This window comes from Pseudomonas sp. Pseusp18 (assembly GCF_059506005.1).
In genome coordinates this window covers 6,595,007-6,607,966 of sequence record NZ_CP169240.1, presented here as the reverse complement: position 1 = coordinate 6,607,966, position 12,960 = coordinate 6,595,007, and the positions used below count along the sequence as shown (strand labels likewise).

Here is a 12,960-nt window from a genome sequence, read left to right as displayed (position 1 = left end):
ACCATCAGGATCTGCCAAAGCATGAAACTTGACGCCTACGACCGCAAAATCCTCACGGCGCTGCAACGGGACGGACGCCTGAGCAACGTACAACTGGCCGATGAGATCGGTTTGTCGGCCTCACCCTGTTTGCGCCGGGTGCGGATGCTGGAAGAGGCGGGCGTGATTCGCGGCTATCAGGCCAACCTCGATCGAGATGAAGTGGGCCTTGGGCTGACGGTGTTTGTCGGGGTCAAGGTCGAACGGCATAACGATGAACAAGCCGAAGCATTTCGCCTGGCCGTGACGGCGTTGCCTGAGGTGATTTCTGCGTTTCTGGTGTCAGGGGAGTCGGACTTTCTACTGCAAGTGGTGGTGCCGGACTTGCGCGCCTATGACCGTTTCCTCACCGGGCGATTGCTGAAATTGCCGGGCGTGAGTGATATCCGCAGCAACTTTGCAATTCACACGGTGAAGACGCCGGGTGCGTTGCCGTTGGGGCATTTGCCTGATTGAAAAAGCGAAAAGATCGCAGCGCTCACAGGCGCGTAGGAGCTGCCGAAGGCTGCGATCTTTTGATCTTGGTCTTTGGTCTTTGGTCTTTCTAAATCTGCGTCGCCATCCCTTCCACATTCATCGCCGCCTGGCGCAAGGCCTCGGAGCGGGTCGGGTGTGGATGGCAGGTCAGGGCGATGTCTTCGGCCGAGGCGCTGAACTCCATGGCTACGCAATATTCGCCAATCATTTCGCTGACGCTCGGGCCCACAAGGTGCACGCCGAGGACTTCGTCGGTGCGCTCATCGGCCAGTACCTTGGCGAAGCCTTCGGTTTCGTGGTTGATCTTCGCCCGGCTGTTGGCGGTGAAGGGGAATTTGCCGACCTTGTAGGCGCGACCTTCGGCTTTCAGCTGTTCTTCGGTCTTGCCGACGCTGGCCAGCTCCGGTTTGGTGTAGATCACGTTGGGGATCAGCTCGTAATTGACCTCGCCAGCCTTGCCGACGATCTGCTCGATGCAGGCCATGGCTTCGTCTTCGGCCTTGTGGGCGAGCATCGGTCCTGAGGTGACGTCACCGATCACCCAGACCCCCGCGGCTTCGGTGCGGTGGCCCTTGTTGGCGAGCATGCCGCGTTTGTCGGTGGCGAGGCCGACGTTCTCCAGGCCCAGGCCTTGGGTGTAAGGACGACGACCGATAGCCACCAGCACGTAGTCGGCTTCCAGCAGCTCGGCGGTGCCACCTGCGGCCGGTTCGACACTGAGTTGAACACCGCTCGCCGAGGAGGTGGCGCTGGTGACTTTCGAGCTCAACTTGAAGCGGATGCCTTGCTTGCTCAATGAGCGCTGAAGGGTTTTACCGGCTTCAGCATCCACACCCGGGCAGATCCGGTCGAGAAATTCGACGACCGTCACCTGAGCACCCAGGCGCCGCCATACCGAACCCAGTTCCAGGCCGATCACCCCAGCGCCGATCACCACCAGGTGCTTCGGTACTTCAGCCAGCGACAGCGCGCCCGTGGAGTCGAGGATGCGTTGGTTGTCGATGTCCACGCCCGGCAGGGGAGTGGGTTCGGAACCGGTGGCGATGATGATGTCTTTGGCGCTCAGCCGGGTCTTGCCACCCTGATCGTCGGTCACCGTGACGCTGCCCGGCCCGTCGATGTGGCCCCATCCCTTGATCCAGTCGACCTTGTTTTTGCGAAACAGAAACTCGACGCCCTTGGTCAGGCCTGTGACGCTTTCATCCTTCTGTTTCATCATCTGAGCCAGGTTGAGCACAGGTTTGACCTCGATCCCGAGGTTGGCGAATTCCGCCCCCATGGCCGCGTCGTAGAGCTCGGAGGCATGCAGTAATGCCTTGGACGGCATGCAACCGACATTCAGGCAGGTCCCGCCGAGGGTGGCGCGGCCTTCCACGCATGCCGCTTTCAAGCCCAACTGCCCGGCGCGGATCGCTGCGTTATAACCGCCGGGGCCGGCGCCCAGAATCACGACGTCATAAGTGCTCATGGTGCAACTCCTGGATTGAGAGGGGCGGGATCGATAAAAAGTAGTCTTCAATAAAAAATTACGAACGTAATATGTGCGTTTCTCACCATTTCGGTCAAGGCTTCAGCTTGGCGACAGGTTCAGCGCTTTTAGATAGAACGATTCAGGACGAAAATTTCACCATTTTCGTTATATCGTAACGAATTGTGATGTGAGCAATGGCTGGGGTGGTATGCAAGTCGATCTCGATGGCGATGGAGCACAGATAGCAGGGCTGCCGCGCTTCCAGCAGGCGGTCGTTCAAGGACGTCGATTGCGCCAATGGGCAATCGGTTTGGGTGCCTTGGCGACCGCAGGGCTGGTGCTGGCGTTTTTTGTCGGGCTGTTTGCACCGCAGTCGCTCTGGCCCGCGTTGCTGGCCAATCAGAGTGCCGGTTTGCTGGTATTGGTCGCCGGTCTGCAGTCGGCCTGGTGGGTAACGCAGTGGCGTGCACGAGCGATGAATCCGGCCGAGTTGGTGCCGGTGGCTATCACCGAAGAAGTCGTTGTCGCCGAAGGCTGGTACGAGCGGTTGCTGGACGGCATCAGTCAGCGTTGGCTGCGCTTGCTGGGGCAGATCGGTGCACCGACGCTCTGGCTTGGCGGCTGGGCGTTGTTGAGTTTGTACAGCATCGAGCAGGTCTGGAACCTCGCTTTACCACCCGCTGCGTTGGGATTATCGGCCAGTGTCGGCGCGGCGTTGTCGTTGCTGCTGGCGTTCGGTTTGCTGGTGCTGGAGCGGCAACTGGCGCAGGAAAATGTCGCCCAATGGCCTGAAGCCGGGTCGTTGGCGCAGCTGACGCGGGTTGCGATTATTGGCCTGGTGCTCAGCGCCTTGTGTCTGTTGTTCGGTAGCGAAACAGCCGTCTGGCCGGTGCGTCTGGCGGTGCTGATCGGCTTGCTGCCGGGGCTGGTCGCCGTCGAGTTATTGCTGCGCGCCGTGTTGTCTCTGTTCAGTCCCCGTCGTGAACAGCTTGAACCGGCCTTGCTGGCGCGAAGCTTCGTCTCCGATATGTTGCGCTGGCCGCCACAGCCCCTGCTCGCATTGCAGCACGAGTTGCACAACCGCTTCGGTATCGACCTGCGACAAATCTGGGCCTTCACCTACATGCGCCGGGCGTTTTTGCCGGTGCTGGCGGTAGTGGCAATCGTCGGTTGGTCGCTCACTGGCATTCATGAAATACCGCTACAGGGGCGGGGCATCTACGAACGTTTCGGCAAACCGGTGGAAGTGTTCGGGCCCGGTTTGCACGCCAGTTTGCCGTGGCCGCTGGGTCGGGTGCTGAGTGTCGAGAACGGCGTGGTCCACGAGTTGGCCACCAGCGTGGGTGAAGCATCTGCTCCGGTCGCGGCCGAACCTGCCGAAGGCCCGGCACCGGCCATTGCCAATCGCTTGTGGGACGCCAGCCATGTGAATGACAAGTCCCAGGTTATTGCCAGCAGCCGTGCCGACAAGCAGAGCTTCCAGATCGTCAACATGGACGTGCGCTTCGTCTATCGCATCGGCCTGAGCGATCAAGCGGCATTGGCCGCGACGTACAACAGCGCCGACGTGCCGACGCTGATTCGCAGCACCGCCAGCCGGATTTTGGTCCACGATTTCGCCTCGCGTACCCTCGACGGTTTGCTCGGTGAAGACAGGGTAGGGCTCGCCGAAGAAATCGGCCACGCCGTGCAGGCCGATCTGCAAAAACTCGACAGCGGCGTGGAAATTCTCGCCACGGTGGTTGAGGCCATTCATCCGCCAGCAGGGGCGGCCAATGCCTATCACGGCGTGCAAGCAGCGCAGATTGGCGCCCAGGCATTGATCTCCCGTGAGCGCGGTGCAGCGGCAGAGGCGATCAACCAGGCGCAATTGCAGGCCAGCATTGCTCGCGATCAAGCCACGGCCAGTGCGCATGAAATCAACTCGAGCGCTCAGGCCGCCGACCTGAAATTTGCCGCCGAGCGAAAGGCTTATGCCAGCGCCGGCCAGGCTTTTGTACTGGAGCAATACCTCAGCCAACTGACCCAGGGTTTGGCTAATGCCAAGCTGCTGGTTCTCGATCATCGCCTGGGCGGCAGCAGCAATGCGCCGACCATCGACCTACGTACATTCACGCTGCCGGCTGACCCTGCGCCGCCGCGTAATACCGCTCAGCCAGGAGCCGCCCATTGAGCCAGTCGACGCCTACTCACGATCATCACGACCACGATGACCACGCCGGCCACGATCACGGCCATGGCGGGCATCACCACGGTCATCATCACCATCACCACCACGGTGATCCACACGAAGCTGGCCCGTTCCCGTGGCGGCGAATGGGCTGGGCGGCTCTGCTGGTGGCGTTTGCCATTGCGGCGGCAAGCCTGGTGCAAGTGCGCTCGGGGGAGGCCACGGTGATTACGCGCTTCGGTAATCCATCGCGGGTGTTGCTGGAGCCGGGGCTTGGCTGGCGTTGGCCGGCGCCGTTCGAGGCGGCGATTCCGGTTGATCTGCGGCTGCGTACCACCTCCAGCGGTTTGCAGGATGTGGGCACGCGCGACGGTCTGCGCATCATCGTGCAAGCCTACGTGGCCTGGCAGGTACAGGGCGACCCGGACAACGTGCAACGCTTTATGCGCGCTGTACAGAATCAACCCGATGAAGCCGCGCGGCAGATTCGTACCTTTGTCGGCTCGGCGCTGGAAACCACTGCCAGCAGTTTCGACCTGGCCAACCTGGTGAACACCGACGCCAATCAGGTGCACATCGCCGATTTCGAAGCGCAGCTGCGTCAGCAGATCGATCAGCAGTTGCTCACCACCTATGGCGTGCGAGTGCTGCAAGTCGGCATCGAGCGTTTGACCCTGCCGTCGGTGACTCTCACCGCGACGGTCGATCGTATGCGCGCCGAGCGTGAAACAATCGCCACTGAACGCACGGCCATCGGTAAACGCGAAGCCGCGCAAATCCGCTCCGCGGCTGAGCGTGACGCGCGAATCGTGCAAGCCGATGCGACGGTGAAAGCTGCAGACATCGAAGCCCAATCCCGCGTCGAAGCCGCGCAGATTTACGGCCGGGCTTACGCAGGCTCACCGCAGCTCTACAATTTGCTGCGTTCGCTCGACACCTTGGGCACCATCGTTGCACCGGGCACCAAACTGATTTTGCGCACAGATGCGGCGCCGTTCCGGGTGTTGGTTGATGGCCCACCGACGCTCGAAAACAAGTCCGGATCGCAGCCATGAATTTGGTTCCACGTGGAACAAATGAATTGAGCAGCCCCTGGATTCAGGCCGGGCGCTTGGCTTTTCTCGCGCTTTACGCCGTGACCGTGCTGGCTGCTTTGGCGTGGGGATTTTCCAATGTGCGGCAGATCGACCCGCAGAATCGTGCCGTGGTGCTGCACTTCGGCGCACTGGATCGCATTCAAAATGCCGGTTTGCTGTTGGCGTGGCCGCGACCGTTTGAGCAGGTGATTTTGTTGCCGGCTGCGGACCGGGTGATCGAGCGTCGGGTGGAAAATCTGCTGCGCACCGATGCCGCGTTGCAGGCCGACCGGGTGGCGAGCTTCGCCACACCTATCAGCGATGCGCTCGCCGGCTCCGGTTATCTGCTGACCGGTGACGCGGGCGTGGTGCAGCTGGATGTGCGGGTGTTCTACAAAGTCACCGAACCCTATGCCTTCGTGCTTCAGGGTGAGCATGTGCTGCCGGCGCTGGATCGACTGGTGACGCGCAGTGCCGTGGCACTCACTGCGGCGCGAGACCTGGACACCATTCTGGTGGCTCGACCGGAACTGATCGGTGCCGACAATCAGGCTGCCGAACGTCGCGAACGTCTGCGCGGCGATCTGGTGCGAGGCATCAATCAACGCTTGGCCGAACTGACGGCGACCGGGCAGGGCTTGGGTATCGAAGTGGCGCGGGTCGATGTGCAATCGAGTCTGCCCGGCCCGGCAGTGAGCGCGTTCAACGCCGTGTTAACTGCCAGCCAGCAAGCTGACAAGGCCGTGGCCAATGCGCGCACGGAAGCCGAGAAGCTGACTCAGTCCGCCAACGAACAAGCCGACCGCACGCTGCAAGTGGCTCACGCCCAGGCCAGCGAACGCCTGGCCAAAGCCTCCACCGACACCGCCACGGTGTTGAGTTTGGCCAAGGCGCAACAGCAGGGCACCGACCCGCAAATGCTGCTGCGTATTTACCGTGAGCGGATGCCGAAGATTCTCGGGCAGGCCGGCTCGGTGACAACGGTCGATCCGAAAGACGATTCCCGCCTGATCATTCAGGGAGCTGCACAATGACTGCCCAAACCGCCGCCGCGCCGAGCATGTTGTCCTCGGCTGAACAACGTAGTGCCGCGCGCCAGTTGACCCTGGCCATGCTTGCACTGGGCTTGCTTGCGCTCGGCCTGATCTGGCGCTGGTCGTTGCCGGAGCAGACCGGGGTCAGCCAATTGCTGCTGGGTTTTGCTTCGTTGCTGGTGGCCGTGCCGGTCATGCGCTCGGCGTGGTACAGCCTGCGTTATCCGAGCCTGCACGGGATCACCGATCAGTTGATCGCCCTGGCCATGCTCGGCGCTTGGGCTACTGGCGATCTGCTTACCGCGGCACTGCTGCCGATCATCATGATCTTCGGCCATGTGCTGGAAGAGCGCAGCGTGATCGGCTCCCAGGAAGCGATTCATGCCCTCGGCAAACTGACGCGCAGCCATGCGCGCAAGATTCAGGCTGACGGCGCCATCGTTGAAGTCGATAACGGCACGCTCAAGGCCGGCGACCTGGTGGAGGTGCGCGCCGGTGATCGCGTGCCGGCCGATGGCCGGGTGTTGTCCGGTCAGGCAAGCCTCGACACGGCATCGATCACCGGTGAGTCGGTGCCCATAGAGGCCGTTGTGGGCATGCCGGTGTTCGGCGGGGCGATCAACCTCGATGGCCTGTTGCGCATTGAAGTGACCCGCACCGGTCACGAGTCGACACTGGGTAAAGTCATCGCGCTGATGCAAAACGCCGAACGTTCCAAGCCACCGATCACGCGTTTGCTCGAACGCTACGCCGGTAGCTACATGGTGCTGGTGTTGCTGCTGGCGGCCGTAACCTGGTTCGTCACCAACGATGCCCAGGCGATGCTTGCGGTGTTGGTGGCGGCCTGCCCTTGCGCGCTGGTGTTGTCGGCACCGGCCACGGCGATTGCCGGGGTGGCGGTCGCTGCTCGGCACGGGATTCTGATTCGCAGCTCAGCCTTCCTCGAAGAATTGGCCGACCTGACGTCGTTGGTGGTCGACAAGACCGGGACCCTGACGTTCGGCACCTTGCGCCTGCAATCGATCGACAGTCCGCAGGAAGATCGCAGTCACGTACTGAAACTCGCCGCCAGCCTTGGCTCTGCCAGCAGCCACCCGGTCAGCCGCGCGTTGGCCGGGTTGGTCACCCAGGAACATTTCCTGCTGCTCTCTGACATTCGCGAGCGTCAGGGGCTGGGTGTTGTGGCGATGACCGAGCAGGGCGAAGCGGCCCTCGGTCGTCCGGAGCTGTTCGCGCAATTGGGCATTGTCACCTCAGCTGTTCCCGAACACGATGGCCCGATTGCTGGGCTGGCACTCAACGGTGAATTTCTCGCTTGGCTGTTGCTCGCCGACAGCGTCAAACCCGAGGCGCGGTTTGCCCTGGGCGAGTTGCGTGAACTCGGCCTGGGTCGTCAGTTGTTGTTGACCGGGGATCGACAAAGCGTGGCTCATACGCTGGCCCGGGATGTGGGCATCAGCGATGTCGAAGCCCAGGCCTTGCCCGAGGACAAACTCAATCGCGTGTTGAAAGAAATCGACAGCGGTTTCCGGCCGATGGTGGTGGGAGACGGCATCAACGATTCCCTGGCGCTGAAGGCCGGTGTGGTCGGCGTGGCCATGGGCGCGGGCGGCGCGGACATCGCGCTGGCCTCGGCCGATATCGTACTGATCGGCAGCGACCTGCGCCGGCTCGGAACCTGTGTGCGCCTGAGTCGCCAATGCCGGCAGACTTTACAGGTGAACGTAATCATCGGTCTGGGCTGGACCCTGGCGATTGTCGCCTTCGCCGCATTCGGCTGGCTTGGCGCGGCAGGGGCGATGATTGCCGCGCTGTTGCACAACTTGAGTACGTTATTGGTGCTCGGTAATGCCGGGCGTTTGCTGCGTTTTCAGGAGCCTTTGCTCAAGCTCAAAGATGAGGTTTGAGCGAGGCGAAAAGTTTTTTCATCGCCTCTGTAACGCCGTCAGGGCAGCGCTCTCTAGTGCTGTGTCGGGACTGAACAACCTTCCAGCCGACACCCCTGACGATTACTGAGGATATACAAATGAACTTCAAAAACGCCACCGCCGGTGCCGCTCTCGCCTTCGCCGCTGCAACAATGTTCGCAGGTGTTGCCACTCAGGCTCAGGCCGCCGACGCTGCACAAGTTCACTGCTACGGCGTGACATCGTGCAAAGGCATGAATGACTGCAAGACAGCCGAAAACGCCTGCAAAGGTCAGGCTGTCTGCAAAGGGCATGGCTTCAAGGCAATGACTCAGGCCGAATGCATGAAGGCAGATGGAAAAGTCGGCGAATAACTGACTGCCGAATGCCGTCGCGGTGGCTCTCTTGCCACTGCGGCACTTTGCGAGGAGTCCGCAAAATGTCTGCTTCCCTTTCTTGTCTGGGCTACGGCCTGGGTTTGCGCAGTGCCTACTACCAACAGATTCTTGAACAGTCGCCAGCCGTGGACTGGTTTGAAGTGGTCTCGGAAAATTTCATGGTCCAGGGCGGCAAGGCCCTGTACTACCTGGACGCCATTGCCGAACGGTATCCCGTGGTGATGCATGGCGTATCGCTGTCTATTGGCGGTCCTCATGCCCTCGATCCGCAGTATCTGCAACAGCTGAAACTTCTGGCGGAGCGAGTTGAACCGGCATGGATCTCCGATCACTTGTGTTGGAGCCGTGGCAACGCCCATCAACTCCATGATTTGTTGCCGCTGCCCTACACCGAAGAAAGTCTTTATTACGTGGCCGGCCGAGTGCGGCAGGTTCAGGACGTCTTGCAGCGTCCGCTGGTGCTGGAAAACGTCTCCAGTTACGTGCGCAGCGCTGGCGACGAATTCAGCGAATGGGAGTTTCTTGATGCGCTCAGCCGGTTGAGCGACTGCGAGCTGTTGCTGGACATCAACAACGTCTATGTCAGCTCCCGCAATCATGGCTTCGATCCGTGGACATTCATTCAAGGGCTGCCGGCCAAAAAGGTTCGACAGTTGCACCTGGCTGGCCACAGCGACCACGGCGATTACGTGATCGACACCCATGACCAGCCGGTGAGTGATCCGGTCTGGGCGCTCTATCAACAAACCCTGGAACACCTCGGGCCAGTCGCGACACTGCTGGAACGCGATGATCATTTCCCGCCTTTTGAAGAGCTACTTACCGAGTTGCAAAAGGCCCGGGCATTGGGTGATAGCGTGTTGACCCGGAGATTGAGATGCGCCTGAACGACTGGCAGCTGGCCTTTGAAACGTATCTGCTGGGTGAGCAGACAGCAGCCGATACCGCGCTAGGCGCGAGTCTTATGGGGGGGCCGACACTGGATGTGAGCACCGGGCTGGCGATCTATCACAACGCCTATCAGGCAAGGCTTCAGGAAGTTCTGCGCGGCGACTATCCGGTCATTTGGCATTGGCTGGGTGACGATGAATTCGAGCAGCTCGCGGCGGCTTACATTCGCCAGTGTCCGTCTGTTCATTACAGCCTGAGGTGGCTGGGTGAAGGGTTCGAGTCGTTTATTCGACAGCATTTAGTGCCAGAGCAAAGTGCAGCGCTGGGGGAGTTGGCGGCACTTGAGTGGGCATTCACGCTGGCGTTCGACGCGCCTGAAGGCGCGCCGCTGACGATACAGGACATGGCCGCCCTGAAGCCTGAAGACTGGCCGACGTTGCGGGTCAGCCCCAGCCCCTCTGTGCAATGGCTTGAGTGTGCTTTCAACAGTGTTGCGTTGTGGCGGGCAGTGAAGGATGAAACCGGGTTCCCCGGTAGTGCAGCGTTAGGGGCGCCCCAAGTATTGGTGATCTGGAGAGCGGGGCTGGTTTGTCATTACCGCAGCCTGGAACCTGCGGAGGCGGCAGCTCTAGACGGCTTGTTTCAGGGCGACTGGGATTTCGCTGAACTGTGCTCCGAATTAGCAGTCATCTATGGTGAGGATGCATCCCTTCAGGCTGTTACATGGCTGAAACAGTGGGTTCAGGACGGTTGGTTGCAGCCTCGAATCATAGAGAGCAGCTATTAAATCGATAGCCGGCTATTTTTCAAGGATGGACTACCCTCAAATCAGACGTCTGAAAATCAGGGGGATTATCCATGCTCGCGCAACTTCCACCGGCCTTACAGAATCTGCAGTTGCCGCTTCGCTTGCGACTCTGGGACGGCCATGAGTTCAACCTGGGGCCGACGCCCAGCGTCACCATTGTGGTCAAGGACCCGCACATGGTTACCCAGTTCACCCATCCGAGCCTGGACGCGCTGGGGGCGGCGTTTGTCGAAGGCAAACTGGAGCTGGAAGGCTCCATCAGCGACGTGATTCGCGTCTGCGATGAATGGAGTCAGGCGCTGCTCAACGAAGACGACGATGCGCAACCGGTGCGCCTGGTTCACGACAAGGAAACCGACGCCAAAGCCATCTCCTACCACTACGACCTTTCCAACGAGTTTTATCAGCTGTGGCTCGACAGCGACATGGCGTATTCCTGCGCCTACTTCGAGACCGGCAGTGAAACCCTTGAGCAGGCTCAACAAGCCAAGTTTCGCCACCTGTGCCGCAAGTTGCGCTTGCAGCCAGGGGAGTATCTGCTGGATGTCGGTTGCGGCTGGGGCGGGTTGGCGCGGTATGCCGCGCGGGAGTTCGGCGCGAAGGTGTTCGGGATCACGCTCAGTCAAGCGCAATTGGATTTGGCTCGTGAGCGGGTGAAAGCCGAAGGCCTGGAAGATCAGATCGAACTGCAACTGCTCGACTACCGCGATCTGCCTCAGGACGGGCGTTTCGACAAGGTGGTCAGCGTCGGCATGTTCGAACACGTCGGCCACGCCAATCTGGCCGAATACTGCCAAACCTTGTTCGGCGCAGTGAAAGAGGGCGGGCTGGTGATGAACCACGGGATTACCGCCAAACACACCGACGGTCGTCCGGTCGGGCGCGGTGCTGGTGAGTTCATCGAGAAGTATGTGTTTCCCAACGGCGAGCTGCCGCACCTGTCGATGATCTCCGCCGAGATCAGCGAAGCGGGGCTGGAGATTGTCGACGTCGAGAGCCTGCGCCTGCATTACGCGCGGACCCTGGACCACTGGAGCGAACGCCTGGAAGACAATCTGGAAGCCGCCGCCAAACTGGTGCCGGAGCAGGCGCTACGGATCTGGCGGTTGTACCTGGCGGGGTGCGCCTATGCGTTCGCCAGGGGCTGGATCAACCTGCATCAAATCCTCGCGGTGAAAGCCCATGCCGATGGCAGCCATGAACTGCCATGGACCCGCGACGACATCTACAACTAGAGAATCGGCGAAATAAGCCGGGCGATCCGCATGCCGACCTGTTGCAGGCGGTGGGTCTCCCGGCTTTCTTCTTTGGCGATTTCGTGAGCCTGGGCGAAATCGTTGTTGAGCATCTGCTCCACTTCGGCGGCAAACCCGCTGTCGACCGTCAGCAGCATCACTTCGAAGTTCAGCCGGAACGAACGGTTGTCCATGTTGGCACTGCCGATGGCGCTGATCTCGTCGTCGATCAGTACCACTTTCTGATGCAGGAAGCCGGGTTGATAACGGAACACGCGCACCCCGGCGCGTACGGCTTCGAAGGCATAAAGGCTGGACGCGGCGTAGACGATCCGATGATCCGGCCGCGACGGCAACAGGATCCGTACATCCACGCCGCGCAACACTGCCAGCCGCAATGCAGCGAATACGGCTTCATCGGGGATGAAGTAAGGGCTGGTGATCCACACCCTTTCCGTCGCCGCATGGATGGCTTCGACGAAGAATAGCGAACAGGTTTCGTAGGAATCCGCCGGGCCGCTGGCCAGTAATTGGCAGAGCACGCCGTCATCTGGATAAACGTCAGGCAGGATCAGCGGGGGCAGCGAGCGGGCTGCCCAGAACCAGTCTTCGGCGAAGGACTCCTGCATGCAGGCCACCACCGGCCCGCGAACTTGCACATGGGTATCGCGCCAGGGCGCCAGGGGTGGTTTCTCGCCCATGTACTCGTCGCCGACATTGAGCCCGCCGACAAAGCCGACAAGCCCGTCGACCACTACGATCTTGCGGTGGTTGCGGAAATTCACCTGGAAGCGGTTGAGCCAGCCGCTGCGGGTGGCGAAGGCTTTGACCTCGACGCCGGCATCACGCAACGGTTGCACATAACCGTGGGGCAGGGAGTGGCTGCCGATGCGGTCGTAGAGCAAGTAAATCGCCAAGCCCTCGGCGGCTTTCTTCAGCAGCAGGGTGTGCAGGCGTTGGCCGAGGCGGTCATCGTGGATGATGAAAAACTGGATCAGCACCGCTTTACGGGCGTTGCTGATGGCGTCGAAAATTGCATCGAACGTGGCTTGGCCGTCGATCAACAATCGTACATCGTTGTTTGCCAGGCATGGCATGCGCCCCAGCTTCGGCATGGCCCGCAAAGACGCGTAAGCGCTGGAGGCACGCGCAGCCAGTGCCTCTTCTACCCAGGGGCGCCAGTTCAGTTCGGAGATGGCCTTGCGCATTTCCTCGTTGGCTTGCCGTCGGGCCTTGATGTAACCATCGAAGGTGCTGCGGCCGAAGACCAGATAAGGGACAAGCGTGAGGTAAGGAATGAACAGCAGTGACAGGGCCCAGGCGATCGAGCCCTGAGCGGTCCGAACGGTCAACACGGCATGGATGGCGGCGATCGAGCCCAGTGTGTGTAACAGTGCGATCAGATAACCGAATACATGCGGTCCGAAATAATCCATGGGGCAGCCTTGCTCCTT

The 12,960-nt window shown here is 60.8% G+C and carries 11 protein-coding genes; 9 read left to right on the top strand and 2 right to left on the bottom strand.

The window, feature by feature from the left end:
• The first annotated feature begins 21 nt into the window (after positions 1–21).
• Positions 22–495 carry an Lrp/AsnC family transcriptional regulator gene (locus tag ACEN9A_RS29910; RefSeq protein ID WP_019580354.1) on the top strand — a complete coding sequence of 158 codons (474 nt, stop codon included), beginning with the start codon at positions 22–24 and terminating at the stop codon, positions 493–495.
• A gap of 88 nt (positions 496–583) precedes the next feature.
• On the opposite strand, the gene lpdA is transcribed toward ACEN9A_RS29910, so the two are convergent.
• Positions 584–1,984 (bottom strand): dihydrolipoyl dehydrogenase, encoded by a 1,401-nt coding sequence (gene lpdA / locus ACEN9A_RS29905; protein ID WP_258671724.1) that lies wholly within the window; start codon positions 1,982–1,984, stop codon positions 584–586.
• A gap of 211 nt (positions 1,985–2,195) precedes the next feature.
• Between lpdA and hflK (ACEN9A_RS29900) the strand changes: the two genes are divergently transcribed.
• The 8 genes from hflK (ACEN9A_RS29900) (at position 2,196) to cfaB (ending at position 11,506) form a co-directional block, all read left to right on the top strand.
• A complete protein-coding gene (gene hflK / locus ACEN9A_RS29900; protein ID WP_258674235.1) occupies positions 2,196–4,160 on the top strand; it encodes a protease modulator HflK in 1,965 nt (654 codons plus the stop codon).
• Positions 4,157–5,212, top strand: coding sequence for a protease modulator HflC (gene hflC, locus ACEN9A_RS29895; RefSeq protein ID WP_258671723.1), 1,056 nt, complete (start codon positions 4,157–4,159; stop codon positions 5,210–5,212). The genes hflK (ACEN9A_RS29900) and hflC overlap by 4 nt, the downstream gene beginning before the upstream one ends.
• Positions 5,209–6,267 carry a protease modulator HflK gene (gene hflK / locus ACEN9A_RS29890; RefSeq protein WP_258671722.1) on the top strand — a complete coding sequence of 353 codons (1,059 nt, stop codon included), beginning with the start codon at positions 5,209–5,211 and terminating at the stop codon, positions 6,265–6,267. The genes hflC and hflK (ACEN9A_RS29890) overlap by 4 nt, the downstream gene beginning before the upstream one ends.
• Positions 6,264–8,174: a cation-translocating P-type ATPase gene (locus ACEN9A_RS29885; RefSeq protein ID WP_258671721.1), complete on the top strand. Its 1,911-nt coding sequence runs from the start codon at positions 6,264–6,266 to the stop codon at positions 8,172–8,174. Before hflK (ACEN9A_RS29890) ends, ACEN9A_RS29885 begins: the two co-directional genes overlap by 4 nt.
• Positions 8,175–8,293: 119 nt before the next feature.
• Complete coding sequence (gene bufA2, locus ACEN9A_RS29880) at positions 8,294–8,548, top strand: BufA2 family periplasmic bufferin-type metallophore (protein WP_019651267.1); 255 nt, start codon at positions 8,294–8,296, stop codon at positions 8,546–8,548.
• 65 nt (positions 8,549–8,613) lie between these two features.
• Positions 8,614–9,459: an MNIO family bufferin maturase gene (gene bufB / locus ACEN9A_RS29875; RefSeq protein ID WP_064621173.1), complete on the top strand. Its 846-nt coding sequence runs from the start codon at positions 8,614–8,616 to the stop codon at positions 9,457–9,459.
• Positions 9,450–10,250, top strand: coding sequence for an HvfC/BufC N-terminal domain-containing protein (locus tag ACEN9A_RS29870; RefSeq protein ID WP_064621172.1), 801 nt, complete (start codon positions 9,450–9,452; stop codon positions 10,248–10,250). Before bufB ends, ACEN9A_RS29870 begins: the two co-directional genes overlap by 10 nt.
• A 71-nt stretch (positions 10,251–10,321) precedes the next feature.
• Positions 10,322–11,506 (top strand): C17 cyclopropane fatty acid synthase CfaB, encoded by a 1,185-nt coding sequence (gene cfaB / locus ACEN9A_RS29865; RefSeq protein WP_258671720.1) that lies wholly within the window; start codon positions 10,322–10,324, stop codon positions 11,504–11,506.
• Here cfaB and cls read toward each other — a convergent pair.
• The gene (cls, locus tag ACEN9A_RS29860) at positions 11,503–12,942 is read right to left on the bottom strand and encodes a cardiolipin synthase (RefSeq protein WP_019651271.1); all 1,440 of its coding nucleotides are present in this window, start codon (positions 12,940–12,942) and stop codon (positions 11,503–11,505) included. The genes cfaB and cls overlap by 4 nt on opposite strands.
• Positions 12,943–12,960: the final 18 nt, after the last annotated feature.